Raw genomic sequence first — 24,686 nt, forward strand, 5'->3', positions numbered from 1 at the left:
CAGCGCGCCGGCGGCAGGGAGTTGGACGTGTACGGCAAGCAGACGGTGCAAATCGAGCCGGAAGGAGGAAATCGCGTGAGCGTCGACAGGGTAAAGCACACAATCGACCGAATCGTGGCCGGCACCGACTTCAGTGCGCAGTCGCTCGACGCAGTGGAGTGGGTGTGTTCGCGGTTCGCGCCCGACGCGCGGTGCACCCTCGTGCATGCGCTCGAGGTGCCGCCTGCGCCGGTGTTCCTGCGCGGCGTTTTTCCCTCACGTGACGAGGTGGTCGAACGCGAGCGGGTCGCGGCGCTGGAGCGACTGAACGCGCTGGTCGCGGAGCGGGGCTGGCAGAACGTGAGCGTCGAAGTCCGTGACGGCCGACCGGACAGGGTCATCGCGGATGTGGCGACGAGCACCTCCGCAGACATCGTGGTCGTGGGTGAGCACTCGCGCCCGCGCGGTCTCTGGCCCACGCTGGGCAGCACTGCGGAGGCACTCGTGCGCTGCGCGCCGGTCCCCGTTCTGCTTGCGCGCGCCGTGCCGCCGCACGCGCCGAAGCACATCCTGGTTGCCGTCGATGATTCGGAGCCGGCGCGGGCCGCAATGCGCTGGGCGTGCGGCTTTGCACGGGCCTTTGGCGCACACACGACCGTCTACCACGGTTTCCGTCCCGTGTACCTGAACCTGGCCGAAAGCGTATCCGGGATCGCTGCCGGGAAGCGACTGCGGCAGCAGCAGCTCGAGCAGGCAGAGGCGTGGGTGGAGCAGCAGGTGGATGACGTCGGGTTTCAGCAGGACGCGCTAACGATCCGGGTGCAGGAATCGGATCCGGCGACCGGCGTCATCTCGGCGCAGCGCGGTTCCGACGTGGATCTCATCGTGATGGGAAGCAGTGGCGCGGGTGGGGCCGGACGTCTCCTCCTCGGCAGCGTCGCGGACGGGGTGCTGCGCGGTTCGTCGTGTTCGGTCCTGGTCGTGCGCTGACGACCAGGCTGCTCGGCGCACCCATACGCCGGGCGCAGGCTCAGCGCGCGCCGCGCTCCCTGTCACTGGACGTAGCGATCACGGATCGCCGCGATCATGGCGGTGCGGGCCGCTTCGATATCCGCATCCGGGTCGTTGTGAAACCAGCGCTCGATGCCGCGCAGGCGCGAGCCGAGCTCGTCATCGGCAATCACTTCGAGAACCCAGCGGGAAAAGTCGCCTGCCCCGAGGTGCTCACGCAGCACCCCACTCGCGGCGCTCCTGATCTCGTCGCGGAACTCGGCAATGTTCGCGGCACTCGGGCGGTCCCCGTTGGCATGCCCGAAGTAGAACCGGAAGTTGGACGGCACCTCCGCATGCAGGTACTTCTGCTGGTGCCGCACGTGCGACACCGAGCGCGGAGCGATCTCGAATCGCAGCACGCCATCCGCCGTCGCGAGCAGCGCCTCCCCCGGCTGGAGCACGAATGGCTGCTCCGCCTGGTCCGCATCCTCCGGACCGCCGGCAGGGATACGGGCGAGCCGCTCTGCGCCCGGCAGCGCGAGGATGACATCGATGCCCGTCAGCAGGGGACCCGGCAGCACGGCCGGCCGGTGCGTAACCAGGCAGTGCGCGATCGGGGTTTCCTCCGGCCCTACCGTCAGCCCCTCTTCCGGGAGCAGCTGGTCCGCCTCCTCGACCACGATCCAGTGCGGGTACCCACGCTCCCGACGCAGCCGGTGCAGCTCGCGGATCACGGCGGAGGTGTACGCACGTTTCTCATCCGCCTCGAGCAGCGACATGTCCATCACGACGCTGCTGAACCGGTTGCGCACCAGGGCGGCAATGCGCTCCGGGCGCGGCAGCGGCTCCAGCCCGCCCACCGTGACGACGCCGGCCAGCGTTTCGAGATTCGCGTGGTCCCCCTCTGCGTCGAGCACGCACACCGCGTACTGGCGGCTGACCAGGCGCTCGACGATCAGCCCGGCAAGGCGTGACTTGCCCGAGCAGCTCGCGCCGGCAATCAGCACGTTGACGCCCGAGCCCGGCAGCAGTGCAGGGGTTCCGTCTGCGCTGCGCCCCAGCTCGATCTGCCACCGCTTCGGCCGCACGCTCAGCTCACCACGCAGGACCGGCCCCGCGAGGAATTCCGCGACGCCCTCACCGTTCGGCTCATCCAGGCAGAGGTCCGCATGGATCTTCAGCCCGGGCACGGCGTCGCCGACGGCAACTCCGATCTCGCACGCCTGCAGCAGAGAATGGTCGTTCTCGGCGTCGCCGATGCCGATCGCGGAGTGCCGTGACACTTCGAGCAGTCCGAACGCATGCAGCAGCCCCGATCCCTTGGACACGCCCGACGGCAGCACCATGAGCGCGCCCCTGTTGTAGACGAGCTGCGCTTCGAGTCCGAGATCCTCGATCGCCGTGCGGACCTCAGGGGCATAGTTCGCATCGGTCCCGATCAGCACGCGTCCGCGCTGGAACGGGACACACGCATTCGCGAGCACCGCGTCCAGCTCTTCCGGCAACGCCTCCGCCGACCAGAGGATCTCGGATGCCATCACGATGAGGCCTCCGTTCTCCGCAACGATCGCATCGAAGTGCCGGTCCACGTCCGGGAAGACCGCTCGCAGCTCCTCCACGCGACGGCCCGTGCAGAGCAGCACCTTTCGCCGCTGCCTGCGCAGCTCGGCGATCGCATCCAGCACCGGCGGATGCACGCGATCATCCCGCGCGATGGTGCCGTCGTAGTCCAGCGCGACGACGCGGAAGGTGTACGGCATGGCGCTTCTCCCTCGTGCCCTCTCGTCCCTCAGCGGCTGTGAACCGAGGCGGAGCCGCACGGCAGACATACCCACTCGAATCTAACGCACTCTGCCGGTCTACCGGTGAGGAGGGGGCGCATTCCGTGTCCGCAGGACCGCTGCGGATCGGTGGTCGTCCTCGTGGGAAATTCCGCCCCATCGAATGGGGAATTCCCCGACAGCGGACGGGGTGGGCGTACGGCATCTTGGCGGGCGGCAAATGAAGGACGCCCCGCCCGGACAGGCTCGCGAGGAGCATCCGGACGGGGCGTCGAATGGGCCAGGGTAGAGTTGAACTACCGACCTCACGCTTATCAGGCGTGCGCTCTAACCACCTGAGCTACTGGCCCGTGGGAGACCAGAAACATAAACACAGGGCGGAAGCCTTGCAACCCGCGGAGGGCCCTTTTTCCGTCGGCGGGCGGGCACGTCCGGCACCCCGAGAGGTACACCATGTCGAGTTCGCACAGCCCGGCGGCGAGGCCGGAGATCACGAGCGATGCGCCGGAGCGTGAGCTTGTCGACGGAGCATGGCGGGAGCGCTGGTCGCTGGCGCGTCTCGAGCGCGAGTACATCCTGATCGTGCTGAACGAGATGGGCGGGCATCGCGGCCGCACGGCGGAGATCCTGGGCATCGATCGGCGCACGCTGTACCGCAAGCTGCGCGAGTTCGGTATCAGGGGTGCGCGGCAGGCGCGGCGCGATGCGGATGCGGGGGAGGCCTCGATGCGCGTGTCACGCGCCGGGGACTAGCGCGACACCACCAGGAGGGGCCGTGCTGTCACAGACCGCGGAATACGCGCTGCGTGCGGTGTTCTACCTCGCGGAGCGGCCGGAGCAGGGGCCGGTGCGCGTGAACGACGTCGCCGAGGCGCTCGCCGTTCCGCAGAACTACCTGTCGAAGATTCTGCACGTGCTGGCGCGCGAGGGCGTGCTCTCGTCATTGCGCGGGCCGCACGGAGGCTTCCAGCTGGCGGTCGCGGCGAGCGATCTGCGGCTGATCGACGTGGTGAGTCATTTCGACGAGCTGACACTGGGCCGTCGCTGCGTGCTCGGCAGGCCGAAATGCAGTGACGCGAATCCCTGCGGTGCGCATGCGCGCTGGAAGCCCGTCGCTTCGCAGATCAGCTCGTTCTTTCGCGAGACCACGGTCGCGGATGCGCTGGCGAGTGCGCGTGCGATGGGCCATTCGGCGGCCGGCGCGGAGGTCCCGCTGCCTGCGCTGAACGGGCGTGGTCGTGATCTCGCGCCGGCCCGGAGCCTCGAGTCGTAGCGCTACAGGATCGGTCGGCCGATCGCCATGATGCCGCCGACCACCAGCACGATGGTGGCCAGCACGCCCGCGATGCGCAGTCCGGTTGCGGGCTGCATGCGTTCACGCTCGCGGTTGCGTGCGGCGACACCGAAGCCGTGCGCGACGGCGACGGCAAGGAGCATGGTGAAGATGTGCCCCATGAGCTGCGGATAGAAGCCGCGCAGCAGCAGGAGCACGATGCCGACGACGACCTGCAGGTCGAGCAGGCCCACGAAGATCATGTAGACGCGGTCGTGCGCGCGGCTGGCGGGCCGGCCGGGCCGGCCGGCCATGATCGCAGCGACGAGTGCGACCAGTGCGGCGAGCAGCACGAGGTAACGCACGCCAGAATGCAGACCGAGAACGAATTCGAGCACTGAGCCTCCGGGAAAGTGGCGCGCCGAAAGTAGGTGCCGGGTGCGTTAATGAAAAGCCTGTGCTGGCGCGGCCGCATCGTTTTTCGTACTCTACCGCGGTCGAGGCCGGCGCGCCGGCCCGTCCACGCACTTCCTCCACAATCAGGAGCCGCCATGCGGAGAGCCTGCCAGCGTACACTGGTTGCCCTCCCGCTCGTGTTCCTCCTCGCGTCTGGCGACGCGGAGGGGCAGAGCCGGGTCACGACACCGGAACAGCACTTCGGTCATGCGATCGGGAGCGACTACTGGCTGCCCGACTACACGGCATTCCAGGCCTACTGGCAGAAGCTGGCAGGCGAGTCGGACCGGATGGTGCTCGACACGATCGGGACCACGGCCGAAGGCCGGCCGCAGCTGATGGCGATCATCACGTCGCCGGAGAACCATACGCGGCTGGACCGCTACAGGGAGATCGCGCGCCAGCTCGCGCGGGCCGAGGGGCTCACCGATGAGCAGGCGCGCGCGCTCGCACGCGAGGGGAAGGCCATCGTCTGGTTCGACGGCGGTCTGCACGCCACGGAGGTGCTCGGCGCATCCCAGCTCACCGAGACGGTCTACCAGCTGCTGAGCCGCGACGACGAGGAGACGCTCCGTTTCCTGGACGACCTCATCATTCTGGCGGTGCACGCGAACCCCGACGGAATGGAGCTCGTTGCCGACTGGTACATGCGCGAGCCGGTGCCGGAGAAGCGCTCGACCAGTGGTGTGCCGCGCCTGTACCAGAAGTACGTGGGGCACGACAACAACCGCGACTTCTACATGTCGACGCAGCCGGAAACCGAGAACATGAACCGCGTCATGTTCACGGAGTGGTTCCCGCAGATCGTCTACAACCATCACCAGACCGGCCCGGCCGGTACCGTGATGTTCGCACCGCCCTTCCGCGACCCGTTCAACTACAACCTGCACCCGCTGATTCCGGCGGGCCTGGACATGATCGGCGGCGCGATGATGACGCGCTTCGTCGCGGAGGACAAGCCGGGCATCACGAACCGCCTGGGCGCGAACTACTCGACCTGGTGGAACGGCGGGCTGCGGACGATCACGTACTACCACAACATGTACGGGCTGCTGACCGAGACGATCGGCAACCCGACGCCGATCGAGATCCCGCTGATCGCGCGGCGCCAGCTCGCGAGCAACGATCTGCCGTACCCGATCGAGCCGCAGGTCTGGCATTTCCGCAACTCGATCGACTATTCGGTGACGGCGAACTACGCGGTGTTCGACATCGCTTCGCGTCGGCGCGAGCAGTTCCTGTACAACATCTACGTGATGGGGCGCGACGCGATCGAGGAGGGCAGCCGCGACACGTGGACGACATGGCCGCGCGAGATCGCCACGCTGGACGAGTCGTTGCGTGATGGTGGGCGTGAGAACGGCAACGGCTTCCGGGGTGGTGCCACCGGTTCACCCGCGGACTTCGAGCGTCACCTTCGCCGGCCCGAGGACCGCGAGCCGCGCGGCTACATCCTGCCGTCCGATCAGCCGGACTTCCAGACGGCCGGCAAGCTCATCGAGGCGCTGCTCGAGAACGGCATCATCGTGCACCGTGCGACCAGTGACTTCACGGTGAATGGCAAGCAGTACCCGAGCGGCTCGTACGTGATCAAGACCGCGCAGTCGTTCCGGCCGCACATCATCGACATGTTCGAGCCGCAGGACCATCCGGACGACATCCCCTACCCGGGCGGGCCCCCGACGCCGCCGTACGACGTGGCCGGCTGGACGCTTGCCTACCAGATGGGCGTCGACTTCGACCGCATCCTGGACGGCTTCGACGGACCGTTCGAGCGGATCACGGGGCTGGACGCGCCGCGCGTCGCCGGTCGGGTGGAGGACGCGCGCGCGGGGTGGTTCCTGAGCCACGAGGTGAACGACGCGTTCACCGCCGTCAGCCGCCTGCTCGCCGGCGACCAGCGCGTCTACTGGCTCACGCAGCCGGTGAGCGTCGATGGCACGACCTGGCCGGCCGGCACGTTCTGGATCCCCGCGCGCGGCAATGCACGTCGCATCATCGACACCGCGGCCCGGGACCTCGGCCTCGTCTTCGAGGGTGCGCAGCAGGCTCCGGCGTCCTCGGCGCTCCAGCTGCGCGAGCCGCGCATCGCGCTCGTCGATCGCTACGGCGGCTCGATGCCGTCCGGCTGGACCCGCTGGATCTTCGAGCAGTTCGAGATGCCGCACACCGTTGTGTATCCGCAGGAGCTCGACGCCGGCAACCTGCACCGGAAGTACGATGTCATCGTCTTCGTCGACGGGCTGGTTCCGCAGTCGGACCAGGCGGGCGGCTCGCGCGGCTTCGGCAGCTTCGACGAGAGCACCGTGCCGGCGGAGTTCCGGAGCTGGCTGGGCAGTGTCACCGTGGAAAAGACGGTGCCGCAGCTGCGCAGCTTCCTGCAGAACGGCGGCACGATCCTGACCATCGGCTCTTCGACCGCCCTGGCGCAGCATCTCGGGCTCCCGGTCGCGAGTGCTCTTGTCGAGAACGTGAACGGCACGGAGCAGGAGCTGCCACGCTCGAAGTTCTACGTGCCGAACTCGCTGCTCGAGGTGGCGGTGACGGAGGAGCATCCGCTCGCGCACGGCATGGACGAGCGTGCGATCGTCGTATACGACAACAGCCCGGTGTTCCGGATCACGGGTGATGGGGTCACGCCGATTGCCCGCTACGACTCGGCGACGCCGCTGCGCAGCGGCTGGGCGTGGGGGCAGCAGTACCTGGAGAACGGCGTGGCCATTGCAGAGGCGCAGGTCGGCGAAGGGAAGCTCTTCCTCTTCGGCCCGGAGATCGTGTTCCGTGCGCAGCCGCACGGCACGTTCAAGTTCCTCTTCAACGGCATCTACTACGGCACGGCGGAGGAGGCGCGCCTGCGCTGAGCCGGTGACGCTGATCGAATGATGGAGAAACGTCCGCACGTTGCGGGCGGGGAAGAGCGCGATCAGATCGATCGCGCTCTTCTGCCGTTCGCGCCACTGCTCTATATCGCCTGGGCCGACGGCGAGCTGACCGCCGAGGAAGCTGCCGTGCTGCGCCGGCGCCTGGACGAGGCCGGCGTCGAGCCGCGCACCGCAACGGCCCTGGCACGCTGGCTCGACCCTGTGCATCCGCCGACGCCCGAAGTGCTCGAGGCGCTGCTGCTCGATGTCCGTCGTGCGGCCTCCCGGCTCGGGCAGGGCGAGCACCTGTCGATCGCGACCCTGGCGCGCGCAATCGGTCGGGCGGAGGGCGTCAGCGCCGACGAGCAGACGCTGCGCGCGGTGAAGGTGGTCGAGGACGCGCTCGGTCTGCCCGACAGCGAGAGCGCCCGTGCGCTCCTGAGTGATGCGCTGGCCGAGCCGGCGCCCGCGGCGGCCGCGCCCAGCACCGCGACGCAGCCGCGTGACGTCGAGGCGATCGCGCGGGTGCTCGGCGGACCCTCGCGCGCGTTGCGCACCCGCGTGCTCGAGCGACTCGCCCGACCGGACTTCGCGCACATGGCACCGGACTCGCCAACAGCCGAACGCCGCGAGCGGGTCCTCGCGTGGTGCCACGCGCTCGCGGATGAGGGGTTGCCGGCAATCGCGTATCCGCGCGAGTTCGGCGGCGACCACGACATCGTCGCATCGTTCGCCGTGTACCGCGCCATCGCCAGCCACGATCTCTCGCTGTTCACGAAATACGGTGTCCAGTTCGGCCTGTTCGCCGGCAGCATCTACCAGCTCGGCACACGCTCCCATCATGAGCGCTACCTGCAGCGGGCACTCACGCTGGAGCTGCCCGGCTGCTTTGCGATGACGGAGACAGGCCACGGCTCGAACGTACGCGACATCGAGACGACCGCGCGCTACGATGCGGACAGCGGCGAATTCGTGATCCACACACCGCACGAGCGCGCACGCAAGGATTACATCGGCAACGCAGCCGTGCACGGCCGCATCGCAACGGTGTTCGCGCAGCTCGAGACGCCCGGCGGCCGCCATGGCGTGCACGCCCTGCTGGTTCCGATCCGTGACGCGGAGGGCAGGCCATCCGCCGGCGTGCGCATCGAGGACTGCGGGGAAAAGCAGGGCTTGAACGGCGTCGACAACGGTCGGCTGTATTTCGACAACGTGCGTGTGCCCCGCGAGAACCTGCTGGACCGGTTCGGCAGCGTCGATGCGTCCGGCGCGTACTCGAGCCCGATCGCGAGCCCCGGTCGTCGCTTCTTCACGATGCTGGGAACGCTCGTCGCGGGGCGCATCGCCGTCGCCGGCGCAGCAGCCAGCGCCGCACAGACAGCACTCACGATCGGCATCCGGTACGCAGCACAACGGCGCCAGTTCGGTCCGGAAGGTTCGCCCGAGGTGCCGATCCTGGATTACGTCTCCGTTCAGCGGCGGCTGCTGCCCGGCCTCGCGACGACGTACGCGATCGAGCTCGCGTTTCAGCACCTGACGCGCAGCTTCGCTGCCCAGGACGAGGACTCGGCGCGCGAGGTAGAAGCTCTCGCCGCAGGGCTCAAGGCTTACGCGTCGGATCATGCCGTCGCCGCGATCCAGCACGCGCGCGAGGTCTGCGGCGGGCAGGGCTACATGGCTGAGAACCGGCTGCCCGCACTGCGCGCCGACGCCGACGTCTTCACCACGTTCGAGGGCGCCAACGCGGTGCTCTATCAACTCGTCGCCCGTTCGCTGCTCGGCAGCTACCGCGCACAGTTCGGCGAGCTGCGACCGCTCGGCATCGCACGCTACCTCGCCGGCCGCGCGGCGACCGCCGTCACGGAACGCAACCCGATCGCCACCCGGCGCACCGACGAGGAGCACCTGCGCGACGCCGACACGCAGATCGCCGCCCTCGAGTACCGGGAACAGCGGCTGCTCGCCTCGCTCGCACGGCGTCTGAAATCCCGCATCGACGGTGGGATGGACGCCTTCCTCGCGCTCAACGAGTGCCAGGACCACGCGATCCACCTTGCCCGCGCCCACGTCGAGCGCGTGCTCCTCGGGCAGTTCGTCGCCGCCACTGCCGACGGCGACGTCGCTCGGCTCGAACCCGTACGCTCGCTGTTCGCGCTCTCCGCCATCGAGCGCGACGCCGCCTGGTTCCTCGAGGCCGGTTACATGGAGCCGGTCAAGACACGGGCAATCCGGGCCACAGTGAACCAGCTTCTCGCACTGAACCGCCCGAGGGCCCTGGAACTGGTGGGCGCATTCGAGCTGCCGGCGGCGGTGGTGGCGGCGCCCATCGCCTTTCCCATTGGCTGACAACAGGTTGCGCACCCGGCTCCGGGCTGGCCCCGGCGCTTCGTATACGATTTCCTTGTGCCGCGGCGAACCCCGGCGCAATCATTGGAGATCAACTGAACAGCCGAGGGTGTTGAGGCCCGCCATGACAGAAGCAGCGACAATCGATCGGTCCGGCGCGCATCGGGTGACAGCGCTCGAGCGGGCCTTCCGCACGCTGGCGCGTGACGTCCCCGGGATGACCGTCGACGTGGTAGGTCACGTACGGGGGCAGCGCCGGCTGGTGCATCCGGTCGCGGGGTTCACGGTGCGACTGGACGACGCTGCATCCGGCACGGGTGCAGCGCTCTACGTCTCTGCGGCCTACGGCGAGCTGTCACTCTGGCGCGACGCCAAGCGCGACGGCGTGACCGCCAAGGAGCATTTCACCGTCCGCCTGAACGACGGCTTCATGTGGGGCGACTCCGAGTATCCGGATGCGGCGCCGCTGGCCGCGGATCTGCTGGGGTACCTGCAGTTCAACCTGGACCGGGTACGGGAGTCAACGGCTTGATCCTTTGGTTCTACCACCGAGATCACTGAGAGCACCGAGGAGGAGCTGAGAACGGGTATTACGAAACGAAGATGAGCAGGTCCGCCGCGGCGAGCGTTCATTCCCAACGTCTGGCCGCACGGCAACGGATTTATTGTTTGTTGCCGCGCCTGCTTCACAGACTTCCCACCCTCCGTAATTGAATCGCGTCCCCGGAGCACGCCTCAAAGTTCGTTCTCTGTGACCCCCGTGCTCTCCGTGGTAGATACACGAACCAGAGTCACTCCAGCACCTTCGGCTCATGCTCCGGCGGCGGTCTGCCTGGCCCGTGGTCGCGTGAGCGCTCGATCCGGACGCCCTCGATCGATTCGGGTCTGACCCATCCCATGGAGGCAGCGTGCCGTGCGGCGGCGACGGTGTCCTCGACCAGGACGAGGGTGCTGCCGGCGTCGTGGACCTCCTGCGCGAGCTCTTCGATGGCGGTGCGTCGCTCGGCGTGGCCGGTGACGTCGCGGATGTAGATGCCGAGGATGCGGCGCGGGTAGTGCGCGACGATCTCGGCGTAGATCTCCGGGTCCTGCTGCCCGCTGTCGCCCAGGAGGAGAAAGGGCAGACCGGGATAGGTGTCGAGGATCTGCCGGATAGCGTCCAGCTTGTGAGAGCGGTGTCCGATGGGCAGGCTGCTGCCGCGGATGCCCCAGTCACGGAGGAACAGCGGGCCCATCGGGATGCGGCGGTGCTCGAGGAACTCGGTGATCACGTCGTAGAGGTTCCACGGGCTGCTGGACACGTAGAACACCGGGTTGGCAGACGTACCGGTTCCGCGGTGCAGCGCCTGGTAGAAGCCTGCGACGCCTTCAAAGGGCAGGCGAGTGCGCGCGTTGGTGAAGAGAACGCCGCGGAGCATGCGGAGCATGTGCGTGGCGTCCGTCCGAATGACGGTATCGTCCAGGTCGCTGATGATGCCGAAGCGCGCGGTCGTTGCGGGGATCAGCACGTGCGTGGTCGTTGTGCTGACGGGTTCGTCGTCGGCGAGCAGGTCGAGCTCGACAGGGTGCCAGAGGCGCTCGTGCGAAAGCGGCTCCGCGGGCGCGATCCAGGAGCGGAAATAGCCCTCGTCTCCGGAGACGGCTTCCCGTGCAGCCGCGTCGACCCGGACGCAGACGCGCGCGCCGGCGATCTCGTCGCTCTCCATGCGACGGTACGTGTTGGCGAGGTTGCGCCACCACGGATCCTGCTCGGCGGCGGGCCCGAGCGGCTGGCCGCGCAGCACGCGACCGCTCACGAAGACCTCGTCGGGGGTGCCGTACCCGCGGTATCCGACGACGTAGGTCGTGTCGGGTCCCGCGCCGCGCACCGCGTCGATAGCGCTGCCGACACCCCGTGCTGCGCGAAGCAGAAAGCTGCGCCGTCGGGTCATGCGTGGCGCGGCGCGTCGTGCGCGTCGAACTCGTCGTAGCGCGGTGGCTCCGGCGGCGCAAGATCGATCGTGAAGGTGGTGCCGCTGCCGACCTGGCTCTCGACTTCGAGCGAATAGCCGAGCAGGTGACAGAGGCGTCGCGAGATCGGCAGGCCGAGGCCGGTCCCGCCGTAGCGCCTGGCGGTCGAGCTTTCCGCCTGCTCGAAGGCCTCGAAGATCGGCCCGAGCCGGTCCGCCTCGATGCCGATCCCGGTGTCGCTCACGAGGATCCGGCGCGGAGCGAACGCCTCGGCGTCGACTTTCACCGTGACGTGGCCGCGCTCCGTGAACTTCACCGCATTGCTGACCAGGTTGATGAGCACCTGCTTGAGGCGCGCGCGATCGGAGTCGATCGGCGCGATTCCGCCCGGCACTTCCGCGCGCAGTGCGAGCCCGGCAGGCATCTGTCCATCCCACTGACGCAGCACCTCGTCGATCAGCTCGCTGAGGGAGAACGTCGTGATCTCCAGCTCGATCTTGCCCGCCTCGATCTTGGACAGGTCGAGTACGTCGTTGATGAGCGTCAGCAGGTGCCCGCCGTTCTCGTTGATGCGTTCCAGGTAGACCATGTCCTGCGGCCGGAGATTTCCGCCCTTGTTCCTGAGCAGGATGTTGGCGAACCCGATGACGGAGTTGAGCGGTGTGCGCAGCTCGTGACTCATGCGCGCCAGGAACTCGCTCTTGGTCCGGTTCGCCGCTTCCGCGCTGTCCCTAGCCGCGCGCAGCGCCTCCTCGGACCGGCGCTGCCCGGTGATATCGCTGAACACGGCGATCGCATAGGCGACGCGGCCGGTTACGTCGTAGATCGGGGCAGCGCTCACTGCGACGGGCACGACGTGGCCGTTGCGGTGGACTTCGGCATCGTCGATCGTGCTGCGGAACCCGGCGAGGGCCTGCACCAGCGGCAGCTCGGACGCAGGGTAGAGGGAGTCGGTGCCCGCCCGGTGGATCTGGTACGTCTGGTTCATGTCCTCCGGCAGTGCGTCCGGCACGATCCCGCGGCCCAGCAGTGCGCGTGCGGCGGTGTTGGCAAAGCGCGGCCGTCCCGCTGCGTCGATCACGTACGCGCCGACGGGCAGGCTTTCCATGAACTGGCCGAGCACCGCCTCGCTTTCCCGCAGCGCGCTCTCCACCCGCTGCCGGTCCGTGATGTCGCGACGGATCAGGTGAGTCGAGAGCAGGACGAGCAGCAGGCCGAACAGCGCGCTGCCGACGACGACCGCCTGCGCGCTGCGCGCGCTCAGCTCCGCCTGCTCGCTGCGCTCCTGCAGCAGCACGCGCTCGCGCCGCTCGAGCGACGTCGCGAGGGCACGGACCGTGTCCATCACCTCGCGCCCGGCACCGTCGAATACTCCGGTCCCGGCTGCATCGGGGCCGCTCGCGTCGTACGCAGTGATGCCTTCGCGGATCATGGCCATGCGCTGCGCGATGAGCGTGCCGAGGCGCGAAAGGCGTCCGGTCCCTTCGGTGTCGGCGAGCCGCAGCTCACGCAGCCTCACCAGCTCGCGCGAGATCTCCCGGTGTGCGCTCTGGAAGCGGGCGAGGTAGTCGTGGTCACCGGTGATGATGTAACCGCGCTGGGCGGACTCGGCGTCGAGCAGCAGCGACTGGGTGCGCTGCAGTGACGCGAGCACCTCGTGGGTCTCGGCGACCGCGGCCGCATTCGCCAGGGAGCGCGTCATGGCGCGGTACGAGACCGCGCCGATCAGCACGACGATCGCGATTCCCGCTACGAATCCGACGTTGATCTTCTCGGCGGTCGTCAGCGCCACGTTGGTATCAGTCGGTGCTGTCCACGACGGAGCGGACCTTGGTGATCAGCATGTCCACGGCCACCCGGTTCTGCCCGCCCTCCGGTATGATGACGTCGGCGTACCGCTTGCTCGGCTCGACGAACTCGAGGTGCATGGGCCGGACGTTCTCCGTGTACTGCCGGATCACCGATTCCGCCGTGCGGCCGCGCTCGCGAATGTCGCGCAGCAGCCGGCGGATGAAGCGCAGGTCCGCGTCGGTGTCGACGAAGACCTTGATGTCCATCAGTTCGCGCAGCGCCGCGTCCCACAGGATCATCAGGCCGTCCACGATCACGACCCTGGCCGGCGCGACGTGCTGCTTCTCCGCGCGGCGAACGTGAGAGGTGAAGTCGTAGACGGGTACCTCGACCGGCTCGCCGCGCCGCAGCTGCTCCAGGTGCCGGACCAGCAGCCCCGTCTCGAGCGCATCGGGATGGTCGTAATTGGTCGAGGTCCGCTCCTCGAGCGGCAGGTGACTCGCGTCCCGGTAGTAGCTGTCGTGATGGATCACCGCGACCTGGTCGGCGCCGAGGGCACTGACGATCTCGCGCACGACCGTGGTCTTGCCCGAGCCGCTGCCGCCGGCGACACCGAGAATGACCGGCCTCACGGGTGCGTATTCGCTCCATTCATGGCGCGCAAGGTGTCGAAACAGCGGCCTGCGCGAAAGGGCGAGCGCCGCGCCGCGCGGCTCAGCATGGCCCTCTGCCGCTGCGGGTCAGAGTGACTGGACGCGGCGGTCAAATCGTGCCGGTCTTCCGCCGCCGCGCCGGGGGCTGCACTATACACCCGCACTCCACCACGAGGTGAATCGCCATGCCGAAGCGTCTCGTCCTGCTCCTCTCCCTCCTGTTCGGTACCGGCTGCTACAGCTACAGCGAGGCCGCCATCGAGGACGTTGCGCCCGGCACGCCCGTCCGACTCCGCGTCACGGGGGCAGAGGCCGACCGCCTCGCGGAGCTGCGCATGAGCGACGACCGCGAGGTGCCGGGCACGCTGCTACGCCGCGAGAACGGCGCAATCCTGCTGGACACGCCCATCGCTGCGGCGGATGCGACGTCGCGTGCCGGGCGACTCACGCAGCGCGTCGAGATCCCGGTCTCCCAGGTGCAGGACGTCGAGGTGCGGCGTCTCGACCGGCTGCGCACCGGTGCGCTGGTCGGCGCCGTCGCGGCCGCCGCGGTCTTCATCGTGATGGAAGGCTTCGGCTCCGGAAACGCAAACGACGACCGCCCGCCGATCGAGAATCCCGAGATGCGTCGAGGACCGGCCGTGCAGATCCGCGTGCCGATCGGCTTCTGACCGCTCACTTCCGGAACTGCAATTTTACCGCAGAGAGCGCAGAGCACGCTGAGGAACGAAAGGAGTCGTGCGGCAGAGACGCGATGCAGCGCTTCCGCGACGCAGGTTCATTTCAAAACAAAACTAAAGGGTGACCGGCGTTTGCCGGCCACCCTCCGTTTTTCAGTTGATCAGGAATAACTCAATTCCGTTCTCTGCGACCTCAGCGCTCTCTGCGGTGAAAAAAGTGTAGTCACGGCTGGTCGGGCACGTTCGGATTGGACTGCCGCTCGTTCTGCGGGATGTCGTAGCAGAGTGAGCGCTCGGCGACCAGGTACGATGCCGGGTTGCCCGGCTCCTCGAGCGGGTGCAGATCGCCGGGCACATTGTCCTGCTCCCAGCGGCGCAGGTCGCCCATGCGACGTCCCTCGAGCCAGAGCTCGATGCCTCGCTCGCGCTTGTAGTGCGTCCACGCCTCGTCGAGCGAAGCTGCGGTGAAGGCGGGCACGCCGAGCGCGGTGCGCCGCGCGTTCAATGCGTCCATCGCGACCTGCCACGCGCCGTTGCGCAGCTGGTTCTCGATCTCCAGCAGTCGCATCTCGCGGCCGGACGACAGGTTGATGTCGTCGTCCTCATCGTCGTACTTCAGCTGCTGATAGAAGGGCACGCGCTGGTTGTCCAGGAATGCGAGTGCAGCGTCCCCCTGCGGGAATCCTTCCATCAGCCCCCACGGCGTGCGCGGGTCACCGGTCTGCTCGTAATAGTCTTCGTACACGGTGTTCCATACGGTGACCGCACGGTATGGCTGGTTCGCGCCCGCGAAGTAGATGCGGTTGTAGTGCGACTGCTGTGTGTTGTGGTAGCCGAGCTGGAAGACGAACTCGTCGGGTACCACCGCGGCGTCCTGCATCGCACCGGTCCAGTCGCCGAGGAACGCCCGGACGGATGCGCGCCCCGCGTGCGCCGCGGTCACCACGTTCGCGAGATCGGGGCTTCCGCCTGCCACCTCGATGGCCGTCGTGAACCAGTCCTCGGCGCGCTGGAGCCAGACGGAGCCATCCTCCACGCTGCCGCCGTCGATCACGGCCTCGCACCAGTTCTCGCCGAGCAGGCGGTTGGCGTAGCCTGCCCACAGTGCGGCCTCCGCCGAGGGGCGGTAGCCGTTGACGTTGCCCTCGCGCTGGGCGGAGAACCGTTCGAAGCCGCTTTCCGCGATGTAGCGCGAGCGCTGGTGCGGCGTCCAGGAATCGGCGTGCTCATCGTCGAACAGCAGCCGCCCGACCTGCTGGTTGGCGGAGATGCCGAAGGAGGACGTCGAGCCGGCGGGGAACAGCTCGCGGGTCACCGCCGACGTCGTGTACGCGACCTGGTTCAGCGCGTCCATCAGCTCGAGTGCCGCACCGTTTGCGTACGCCTGGTGTGCCTCCGGGCTGTCCAGGAAGTCATCCGGCGTGGGCCCGGGGTTCTGCACGTCGAAGTCACAGCCACCAGCGATCACCGCGACAGCCAGGATCGCGAGCGCGTTGCGCATGCTCAGCATGATCGTCTCTCCCGGTTCGTAATTCGCGGTGCGCATCAGAAGTTCACCCGGATCGATGCGACGAAGCTCGCCGCAGGTGGGATGTGCTCCGTGATGGACGGGTTCTGTTCACCGAAGCCCGCATTGGACACCATCTCGGGATCGAAGATCGGGAAGTCGTCGTTGCGCCAGCGGTAGAAGTTCTGCGCCGACAGCGTGAGCATGGAGCTGCTCGTGCGCGGGATCAGCGTCCCGAGCGGCACCTGCAGCGTCACGTCGCGGATCTTGGCGAAATCCGCCTTCCACGCCATCGTGCCGCGCACGTAGAAGCGGCCGTCGCAGAAGTAGCGCCGCTCGGCCGTCGCCTGGTCGCCGTTGCCGGCATCGGTGAGCTGGTAGTAGTCCAGGCATGTCGGCCACCGGATGCCGCGGTTGACCGCCTCGTTGGTCGGGCCGTCATAGATCCAGTGACCGCCCATGTACTCGGCGCGGGCCGACAACGTGATGCCGCGTGGCATGCGCAGTGTGGGCGCGATGCCGAACGTCAGAGTCGGCTGCTGGGGTCCGAGCGGTACGTCCAGCTCGTAGCATGCGCTGCCGGCGTCGAGTATCGCCTGCGTGCAGCGGACCGGGTCCTCGAGGCGATCGCCGTTGTGGATCTTCACGCCGCGCAGCACCATGACCGGCAGCCCCTCCTCGACCCATCCGCCGCCTGCTGCGAACGGAACGGCAGCGCCCAGGTCGATGACTTCCGACTTGTTGGTGTAGAGGTTCGCGCCGATGTCGAAGCCCCAGTTCTGACGGTCCAGCAGGGCAGCATTGACGTTCAGCTCCCAGCCCTGGTTCTGGATCGTGCCGACGTTCTCGAGCTGCGTCAGCGCGAACCCTTCCGACGGCGGCTTGCGGACATTGAAGAGTGCATCCGTCGTGCGCTGGCGGTACCAGGTCACTTCCGTGCTGACCCGGTTGTCGAGCACGGCCCAGTCGAAGCCGACCTCGGTCTCCGAGGTGCGTTCCGGGCCGAGGTCTGCGTTGCCGAGGTTCGCCGGCGTGTACGCCGGGTCGCCGCCGTACCCGACCGCGTCCCATGTGCGCACGGCGTCGAACGTTCCCGGCGCGCGCCCCGACTGGCCCCACGCGGCGCGCAGCTTCAGCACGCCCAGCGACGGGCTCCAGAACGACTCGTCCGAGATGATGTAGGAGCCCGAGATCTTCGGGTACGTCTGCAGGCCGAGATCCTCGCCGAACGCCGAGTTGCCGTCCACGCGGACACCGACGGTGAGGAAGTAGCGGTCGAGCAGATTGAAGAGCGCCTGGCCGAAGAACCCGGCGTTGACGACCCGCTCGCGTGTTTCCCAGCTCAGGCGGTTGGCGCCCGCGTCGATGTCAGGGTCGCCCGGTCCCGCGAAGTTGGTTGCTTCCGCCTGCACGCGCCGGTCCTCGGTCGTAACACTCTGCCCGCCGACCGACAGCGTTGTGCTCAACCCCTCCCGGATGCCGAGCTGGTAGTTCGACGCGAAGTCAGCCGTCAGCGCCGTGTACGTGTTGTGCGATGTGTAGAGCTTGCCCGTCGGAAGCTGGCGGTAGCCGTACGGCCGCAGGCTCCGGTTGTCCTGCACCGCCTCGTCGTAGCCGATCGTGAAGCGGTTCGTCCACTGATCCATCGGGTGGAAGTTCAGTGTGCCGCCCAGGATGAAGCGGTCGACACGTGTGGTCGTCTCCTGGTTCAGTACCAGTCGCACCGTGTCCGGGTCGCCGTTGGAGAAGTAGTTCCGCTCGCGACGATACGCATTCAGGATGAGCCCCTGTGCGTTGTTGCCCGCCGGTGTGTTCGAGATGTCCGTGCGCGTGTAGCCGGAGTTCACCTGCACGGTCAGCATGGAGAGCGGCGAGAAGGTGAAGTTGCCGCGGATCGCTGACTTCTTCTCCTCGTCGAGCGGCAGCACGCCCTCGTTCTGGTCGTACTGGCCCGACATGTAGTACTGCAGCGCCTGACCGCCACCGGACACGCTGAGCGCGTACTTCTGCCGGTGCCCGTCGCGCAGGTAGGGCTCCATGTTCAGCCGCTCGTACGAGTACTGCCCCTGCGGTATGTCTGCGAACGTCGGATCACCGGGAGGCCGTACGTCCACGTCCGGCGCGAACGGCATCAGGCGGTTGAAGCCCTGGTCGACCTGCATCGACCACTGCGCTGCACCGGCACGGCCGCGCTTGGTGAAGATCTGGATCACGCCAGCCGCGGCTTCGGTGCCGTACAGCGTCGACGCGGCCGAGCCCTTGAGTACCTCGATCCGCTCGATGTCGGCAGGGTTGATGTCGTTCAGCGGAGAGGCCGTGACGTTGCCGCCGCGGCCCGCGCCCTCCGTGGGCGAGATGTTGCGGGAGTACGCGTCGCTGCGGATGCGCACACCGTCCACGTAGATGATCGGCTGGTTCGACTGCGACACCGAGACTGCGCCGCGCAAGCGGATCTGCGCGCCCGAGCCCACGGCGCCGTTGCCCTGGCCAACCAGGATGCCGGCCGCCTGCGACTGCAGCAGTGCATCGACGTTCGCCGGCGGTGCAGGCAGTTCCGTCACGTTGATCTGTGCCACCGTGTTGCCGACCTCGCGCCGGCGCGCCGCGCCCGCTGTGCCGGTCACGACGATCTCGTCGAGGCCGAGGGCCTGCTCCATCAGCGTGAAACTGACCACCACGCTTGCGCCCGCCTCCACCGTGACCTGCTGGTCGACGCCCTGGAAGCCGATCCGCTCCGCGCGCACGGTGTGGGTGCCCGCGGCCACGTTGGTGATCAGGAAGCGGCCGCTCTCGTTGGTGAGCGTGCCCTGGTTCGTCGCGGAGATGTAGACCTGCACGCCCGGGATCGGTGCGCCCGACCGGCCCGTGACCTGGCCGGTGACCCGCCCGTTGTCCTGTGCTGCCACGGGTCCCGCGGCGAGGAGTGCAACGAGCAACGACAGTGCTGCCCCCCGGAGACGGCGTGTCTCCGGCCGAGATGTGATTCTCATTCCGGCGCTCCTGCTGGAGGGGAACGGTACGACGGACCCGGCGCTGCCGGGTCGTGGACACAGCTCTGCGAACTGCGTATCCAGCACGCCCGCGTTGACGGGCATCTGTGCTCGTATGCGATCTGCAGTGTTGCGCGCACCGCAGATCTGCCGGAAATGAAACGCTGGCAGGTTGATTCGGCTTCCAGTGTGATCCCGGCAACGGGTGGAAGTCAAGCACCGTGAGGGCGGTGCAGGGCGCCGCCGTTGCGTCGCCACCCGCGCGCGTGAGCCCTAGTCCCTCGGGGTGGTTCGTGCCATACTACCGGAAAGGTCCCCGAACCGTGACGAATATGCCGAATACCAAGCCATTCAATGCCCGCGCGACGCTGGACGTCGGGGGCAACCGCTATGACATCTTCCGCCTGGATGCCGTCGAGCGTGCCGGCTACACCATCAGCCGGCTGCCCTACTCGCTCCGCATCCTGCTGGAAAACCTGCTGCGTTACGAAGACCGGCTCGCGGGGGCCAGCGAAAGCGTCGAAGCGCTCGCGACGTGGGACCCGAAGGCGCAGCCCGACCGGGAGATCAGCTTTACCCCCGCCCGCGTGCTCCTCCAGGACTTCACCGGCGTGCCCGCGGTCGTGGACTTCGCCGCGATGCGCGACGCGATGGAACGCATGGGCGGCGATCCGAAGAAGATCAACCCCTTGCAGCCGGCCGAGCTGGTGATCGACCACTCGGTGCAGGTGGACGAGTTCGGCACGCGCATGGCGTTCCGCTACAACGTGGACATGGAGTACCGCCGCAACGGCGAGCGGTATGCGTTCCTGCGCTGGGGACAGAAGGCCTTCGAGAATTTCCGTGTCGTACCGCCGGGCACCGGGATCGTGCACCAGGTCAACCTGGAGTACCTGGCCCGCGTGGTGTTCCAGCTGGAGGCGCAGAACGGCGCCGCGCCGCAGCTCTACCCGGACACTCTGGTCGGCACTGACTCGCACACCACGATGGTGAACGGACTCGGCGTGCTCGGCTGGGGCGTGGGCGGCATCGAGGCGGAGGCCGCGATGCTCGGCCAGCCGGTCGCGATGCTGATCCCGCAGGTGGTCGGTTTCCGCATGACGGGCGAGCTGCCGGAGGGGGCAACCGCGACCGATCTCGTGCTCACGGTCACCGAGATGCTCCGCAGGAAGGGCGTAGTCGGCAAGTTCGTCGAGTTCTACGGCCCCGGCCTTGCCAACCTGCGCCTTGCCGACCGCGCGACGATCGGCAACATGGCACCCGAGTACGGTGCGACGTGCGGCATCTTCCCGGTCGACGCCATGACGCTCGATTACCTGCGCTTCACCGGTCGTTCCGAGGAGCATGTGCAGCTCGTCGAACGCTACATGAAGGAGCAGGGACTCTTCCGCACCGAGGACACGCCGGACGCCGAGTACAGCGACACGCTGGAGCTGGACCTTGCGACGGTCGAGCCGAGCGTCGCCGGCCCGCGCCGGCCGCAGGACCGGCTGCAGCTTTCCGAGGTGAAGCCTGCCTTCCTGCAGTACCTGGACACCCTGGTCGGCAATGGTGGCGAGACCACGGCCGGTGCAGCTGGCGGCGCCACGGCGGTCGCGCCGGCGCATGCGCATCGCGGCGTGGACGTCGTGCTGAACGACGAGACGGTCCGGCTCGAGGATGGCGCGGTCGTGATCGCCGCGATCACGAGCTGCACCAACACGTCGAACCCGTCCGTCATGCTGGGCGCCGGACTCCTCGCGAAGAATGCCGTGGCGCGCGGACTGCGCAGCAAGCCGTGGGTCAAGACGTCGCTGGCCCCCGGATCCAAGGTTGTCACCGACTACCTCGCCGACGCGGACCTGACGCAGTACCTCGAGCAGCTCGGCTTCGACCTGGTCGGCTACGGCTGCACGACGTGCATCGGCAACAGCGGCCCGCTGCCCGGCCAGATCTCGCAGGCGATCGCCGACGGCGACCTCGTCACGGTGTCCGTGCTGTCGGGCAACCGCAACTTCGAAGGGCGCATCAACCCCGACGTCCGCGGCAACTACCTCGCCTCACCGCCGCTCGTCGTCGCGTATGCGCTGGCCGGCCGCATCGACATCGACTGGTACAACGAGCCCATCGGCGAGGACCGCGAGGGGCGATCGGTGTTCCTGAAGGACATCTGGCCGACGACGGCGGACATCGAAGCTGCTGTCAAGGGATCGGTCAAGCCCGAGATGTTCACGCGCCAGTACGCGACGGTCTTCGAGGGCGACGACCGCTGGCGTGCATTGCCGGCGCCGGAAAGCGACCTCTTCGAGTGGGACGACGCCTCCACCTACATCAAGCACCCGCCGTACTTCGTCGACATGCCGCGTGATCCTGCGGCGGTCCAGGACATCAGCGGCGCACGCGTGCTCGCACTGCTCGGCGACAGCATCACGACCGATCACATCTCGCCGGCCGGCTCGATCAAGGCCGACAGCCCGGCGGGCAGGTACCTGCGCGAGCACGGCATCGAGCCGAAGGACTTCAACTCGTACGGTTCGCGCCGGGGCAACCACGAGGTCATGGTGCGCGGGACGTTCGCGAACATCCGGCTGCGCAACCAGCTCAACCCGGAGATCGAGGGCGGCTGGACGACGCACCTGCCGACCGGCGAAAAGATGCCGATCTTCGACGCGTCGATGCGCTACCAGCAGGAGGGCACGCCGCTCGTGGTGGTCGCGGGCAAGGAGTACGGCTCCGGCTCCTCGCGCGACTGGGCGGCCAAGGGCCCGCTGCTGCTCGGCATCCGTGCGGTCATCGTCGAGAGCTACGAGCGCATCCACCGCTCGAACCTGCTCGGCATGGGCATCCTGCCGCTGCAGTTCCAGCCCGGTCAGACGTACACGCAGCTGGGCATCACGGGCCGGGAAGTATTCGACATCCATGGCCTGGACGCCGCGCTCAGCCGTCCGGAAGGCCCGGGCACCGTGCAGGTCATTGCCCGCAACCCGGATGGCGGTGCGGACATCCGCTTCGATGCCGTGGTGCGCATCGACACGCCGCAGGAGATCGCGTACTACCGCCATGGCGGCATCCTGCAGTACGTGCTGAGGCAACTGCTCAGGGCGTGATTCCTGTGTTCCTGCTCGAGTGAATCGAGCCCGTCAGGTCTGTTGGCCTGACGGGCTCGAATCTTTGCGGTGCCGAGTGAACGGATTCTTATTACCGCGAGAGCGCAGAGGACGCGGAGAACTACGCTGAGTCCCTCAGCGCAGTCTCAGCGATACCTCCGCGCCCTCAGCGGTAATAACAGGGCACCGATGCCAACGAAAACTCTGTGTTGCTCCGTGTTCTCCGTGGTAGAAAAAAACTAAGTCCAGCCACGCGCGACGACGGGCCAGCAGCGCTCGATCGATTCACCGCGGACGCCGTACACGCGGGGATGCAGGTTCACCGACACGCACACGTGATTCGGCACGATCCGGACCCTGTCGCCTACCTGCGGCCGCCAGTCCGTGCCGGACAGATCGAGGATGCCGTGCTCTTCCGACAGGCCGCTCACCACGACGTCGGGGCGGTCGAGCAGGGCGCCGAAGCCGCGTGCGTCGGGGCCGCGCAGCTCCTCGCGGGACAGCGCCTTGGAGCCGGCGTCGACGACAGCCTGGTTGGGCACCGCGGTGCTGACTACGGTCGCGACGACGGTGTAAGCGCAGTCTTTCCACTCGCACGCGCCGATCGCTTCCGTGGTGCGGTCGTTGTAGACGTAGGTGCCCGGACGGATCTCGTTGACGCCGTGCATGCGATGCGACGCAAACGCGGCGGGGGTGGAGCCGGCGCTGACGATTTCGGGCTCGAGGCCGTGTTCGCGCAGCGCCTCCAGGTGCTTCTGCAGGTCCTCGCTGACCCGGTCGATGGCGGTGGCCTGCTCGCTCACGTGCTGCCGGATGTGTCCGGGATAGAACATGATGCCGCGCCACTCGACGCCCGGGCGACGCGCCGCCTCGGCTGCGAGCTGTGCCAGGCGCCGCGGGTCGGGCTCGCCGACGCGGTGCATGCCGAGGTCCGCCTCGATCAGCACGCCGAACGTGCGGCCCGCACGGGCGGCCGCCCCGGAAAGGGCGTCGAGTGCGGCGGTCGAATCGAGCGCGACGGTCACGCGGACGTCGTCAGGAAGTGCGAGCAGGCGCTCGAGCTTGGGTGCGCCGACGGGCGGGTGTGCGATCAGCAGGTCACGCGTGGCCTCGGTCATGACGTGCGCCTCGCGCAGGGTCGCGACCGTCAGGCCCGCGGCGCCGCGGCGCATCTGTTCGGCGCCGATCTCGGGTGACTTGTGCGTCTTGGTGTGTGGCCGCAGCGCGAGCCCGTGCGATGCGGTGTAGTCCGCCATCCTCGCGAGGTTGGCGTCCATGATGTCCAGGTCAACGGCTGCGGCAGGCGTCATCACACCTGCCAGCGTATCCGGGATCCGCTCCACGCTTCACTCCTTCCGGGGGAATCGCACAACGCCTCGGGCGGGAGAACCTAGGCGGCACCCGCACGGCGAGCCAGCGGCTTGACCCTGCGCCGCGAGGCGGGGTAGCGTTCCGTATGCAACGCAACTTCCTGGTCGGGATGCTGGTGGCCCTGGTGCTCCTCGTCGCAGGCGTGCTCGCCTGGTTGCGCCAGCGCCGCGCAGGGCGCGCCCTGTACCATGAGCGCCTGCTGGACGCGGTCGCCGACGGCGTGATCACGCAGGAGGAGCTCGCGGAGCTGGATGCACTGCGGAGAAAGCACGACCTGAGCAGCACCGAGGCGCGCGTGGCCGCGCTGGTCGCGTACCGGCGGGTGCTCGCGGATGCACTGGAGGATGCGGAGCTGACGCCGGACGAGGATCGAACGCTGGAGCGGCTGCAGGAGCAGCTCGGCCTCGACGAGCGGGAGCTGCGGGCCGACAGGACGCAGCTCTGCCGGGCGCGGCTGCTCACGCGCGTCGTCAATGGCGAGCTGCCGCACGCGGAGATTCCGGGCATCCAGCTCGTACCGGGCGAGCAGGGCCACTGGTTCGTGCGCGCCACCTTCGCGGAACGCACCGGGATCGAGCGTGGAGCGCGGGCGCTGCGTGCCCTCGAGTTCGACGTCGACGCGGACGTCGCGTTCTCGCCGCTCGGCGAGCGCGATGCGCTCGGCCCGCGCGCGGAGATCCTGCCCAGCGACGTCGGGGTGCTCGCGATCACCAGCCGCCGCGTGGTCTTCCAGGGCGCGCGCCGCACGATCAGTCTCCCGCACGCGCGCCTCGCGCTCGTTGCGCTGCACGCCGACGGTGTACGACTCGACGAGGCCCCCAGCAACCACGCCGATCCGCAGGCGGTGTGCACCGCCCGCTTTTTCCTGGTCGACGACCCGGAGCTGACCGCCGCGGTGGCACTGTACTCCGCGCGCCAGCGCCGCGTGGAGATCCGCCCCGCGACCCGCCCGCCACGCACGGCGTAGGG

General features: G+C 68.2%; 17 protein-coding genes and 1 tRNA gene. 9 read left to right on the forward strand and 9 right to left on the reverse strand.

All coding sequences use genetic code 11. The features are described 5' to 3' along the window. Positions 1-75: 75 nt before the first annotated feature. Complete coding sequence (locus VFU06_13070; GenBank protein ID HEU5210319.1) at positions 76-969, forward strand: universal stress protein; 894 nt, start codon at positions 76-78, stop codon at positions 967-969. A gap of 62 nt (positions 970-1,031) precedes the next feature. On the opposite strand, the gene VFU06_13075 is transcribed toward VFU06_13070, so the two are convergent. Continuing rightward, on the reverse strand, positions 1,032-2,732 hold the full coding sequence (locus tag VFU06_13075; GenBank protein HEU5210320.1) for an HAD hydrolase family protein: 1,701 nt from the start codon (positions 2,730-2,732) through the stop codon (positions 1,032-1,034). A 297-nt stretch (positions 2,733-3,029) separates the two neighbouring features. Further along, positions 3,030-3,103 (reverse strand) — tRNA-Ile (locus VFU06_13080). Positions 3,104-3,206: 103 nt separating this feature from the next. Between VFU06_13080 and VFU06_13085 the strand changes: the two genes are divergently transcribed. Further along, positions 3,207-3,506, forward strand: coding sequence for a helix-turn-helix domain-containing protein (locus tag VFU06_13085; GenBank protein ID HEU5210321.1), 300 nt, complete (start codon positions 3,207-3,209; stop codon positions 3,504-3,506). 22 nt (positions 3,507-3,528) lie between these two features. Continuing rightward, positions 3,529-4,026, forward strand: a complete 498-nt coding sequence (locus VFU06_13090) for an Rrf2 family transcriptional regulator (GenBank protein HEU5210322.1) — start codon at positions 3,529-3,531, stop codon at positions 4,024-4,026. Positions 4,027-4,028: 2 nt separating this feature from the next. Here VFU06_13090 and VFU06_13095 read toward each other — a convergent pair whose 3' ends face one another. Further along, positions 4,029-4,424: a hypothetical protein gene (locus tag VFU06_13095; protein ID HEU5210323.1), complete on the reverse strand. Its 396-nt coding sequence runs from the start codon at positions 4,422-4,424 to the stop codon at positions 4,029-4,031. A 153-nt stretch (positions 4,425-4,577) separates the two neighbouring features. On the opposite strand from VFU06_13095, the gene VFU06_13100 reads away from it, so the two are divergent. The 3 genes from VFU06_13100 to VFU06_13110 all read left to right on the forward strand — a co-directional run bounded on the left by VFU06_13100 (position 4,578) and on the right by VFU06_13110 (position 10,221). Next, the gene (locus tag VFU06_13100) at positions 4,578-7,343 is read left to right on the forward strand and encodes a M14 metallopeptidase family protein (GenBank protein HEU5210324.1); all 2,766 of its coding nucleotides are present in this window, start codon (positions 4,578-4,580) and stop codon (positions 7,341-7,343) included. An 18-nt stretch (positions 7,344-7,361) separates the two neighbouring features. Further along, the gene (locus VFU06_13105; GenBank protein ID HEU5210325.1) at positions 7,362-9,689 is read left to right on the forward strand and encodes an acyl-CoA dehydrogenase; all 2,328 of its coding nucleotides are present in this window, start codon (positions 7,362-7,364) and stop codon (positions 9,687-9,689) included. A 124-nt stretch (positions 9,690-9,813) separates the two neighbouring features. After that, positions 9,814-10,221, forward strand: a complete 408-nt coding sequence (locus tag VFU06_13110) for a hypothetical protein (protein HEU5210326.1) — start codon at positions 9,814-9,816, stop codon at positions 10,219-10,221. A gap of 259 nt (positions 10,222-10,480) precedes the next feature. Here VFU06_13110 and VFU06_13115 read toward each other — a convergent pair whose 3' ends face one another. From VFU06_13115 to udk, 3 genes are read right to left on the reverse strand one after another with little or no spacing between them, the layout of a single operon-like run. Further along, complete coding sequence (locus VFU06_13115) at positions 10,481-11,620, reverse strand: phosphatase domain-containing protein (GenBank protein HEU5210327.1); 1,140 nt, start codon at positions 11,618-11,620, stop codon at positions 10,481-10,483. Then, positions 11,617-13,431 carry a CHASE3 domain-containing protein gene (locus tag VFU06_13120; GenBank protein HEU5210328.1) on the reverse strand — a complete coding sequence of 605 codons (1,815 nt, stop codon included), beginning with the start codon at positions 13,429-13,431 and terminating at the stop codon, positions 11,617-11,619. Before VFU06_13120 ends, VFU06_13115 begins: the two co-directional genes overlap by 4 nt. Before the next feature lie 7 nt (positions 13,432-13,438). After that, positions 13,439-14,062 carry a uridine kinase gene (gene udk, locus VFU06_13125; GenBank protein ID HEU5210329.1) on the reverse strand — a complete coding sequence of 208 codons (624 nt, stop codon included), beginning with the start codon at positions 14,060-14,062 and terminating at the stop codon, positions 13,439-13,441. A gap of 206 nt (positions 14,063-14,268) precedes the next feature. Between udk and VFU06_13130 the strand changes: the two genes are divergently transcribed. After that, a complete protein-coding gene (locus VFU06_13130; protein ID HEU5210330.1) occupies positions 14,269-14,754 on the forward strand; it encodes a hypothetical protein in 486 nt (161 codons plus the stop codon). A gap of 232 nt (positions 14,755-14,986) precedes the next feature. Here VFU06_13130 and VFU06_13135 read toward each other — a convergent pair whose 3' ends face one another. Beyond that, positions 14,987-16,309 (reverse strand): RagB/SusD family nutrient uptake outer membrane protein, encoded by a 1,323-nt coding sequence (locus tag VFU06_13135; GenBank protein ID HEU5210331.1) that lies wholly within the window; start codon positions 16,307-16,309, stop codon positions 14,987-14,989. Then, complete coding sequence (locus VFU06_13140; protein HEU5210332.1) at positions 16,309-19,260, reverse strand: TonB-dependent receptor; 2,952 nt, start codon at positions 19,258-19,260, stop codon at positions 16,309-16,311. The genes VFU06_13135 and VFU06_13140 overlap by 1 nt, the downstream gene beginning before the upstream one ends. Before the next feature lie 332 nt (positions 19,261-19,592). On the opposite strand from VFU06_13140, the gene acnA reads away from it, so the two are divergent. Further along, complete coding sequence (gene acnA, locus VFU06_13145) at positions 19,593-22,346, forward strand: aconitate hydratase AcnA (GenBank protein HEU5210333.1); 2,754 nt, start codon at positions 19,593-19,595, stop codon at positions 22,344-22,346. Between the two features lie 239 nt (positions 22,347-22,585). Here the strand turns inward: acnA and VFU06_13150 are convergent, their stop codons facing one another. Beyond that, positions 22,586-23,689 carry an alanine racemase gene (locus VFU06_13150; protein HEU5210334.1) on the reverse strand — a complete coding sequence of 368 codons (1,104 nt, stop codon included), beginning with the start codon at positions 23,687-23,689 and terminating at the stop codon, positions 22,586-22,588. A gap of 113 nt (positions 23,690-23,802) precedes the next feature. Between VFU06_13150 and VFU06_13155 the strand changes: the two genes are divergently transcribed. Next, positions 23,803-24,684, forward strand: coding sequence for a hypothetical protein (locus VFU06_13155; protein HEU5210335.1), 882 nt, complete (start codon positions 23,803-23,805; stop codon positions 24,682-24,684). Positions 24,685-24,686: the final 2 nt, after the last annotated feature.

It is taken from the genome of Longimicrobiales bacterium, assembly GCA_035764935.1.
Taxonomy (GTDB): domain Bacteria; phylum Gemmatimonadota; class Gemmatimonadetes; order Longimicrobiales; family RSA9; genus DASTYK01.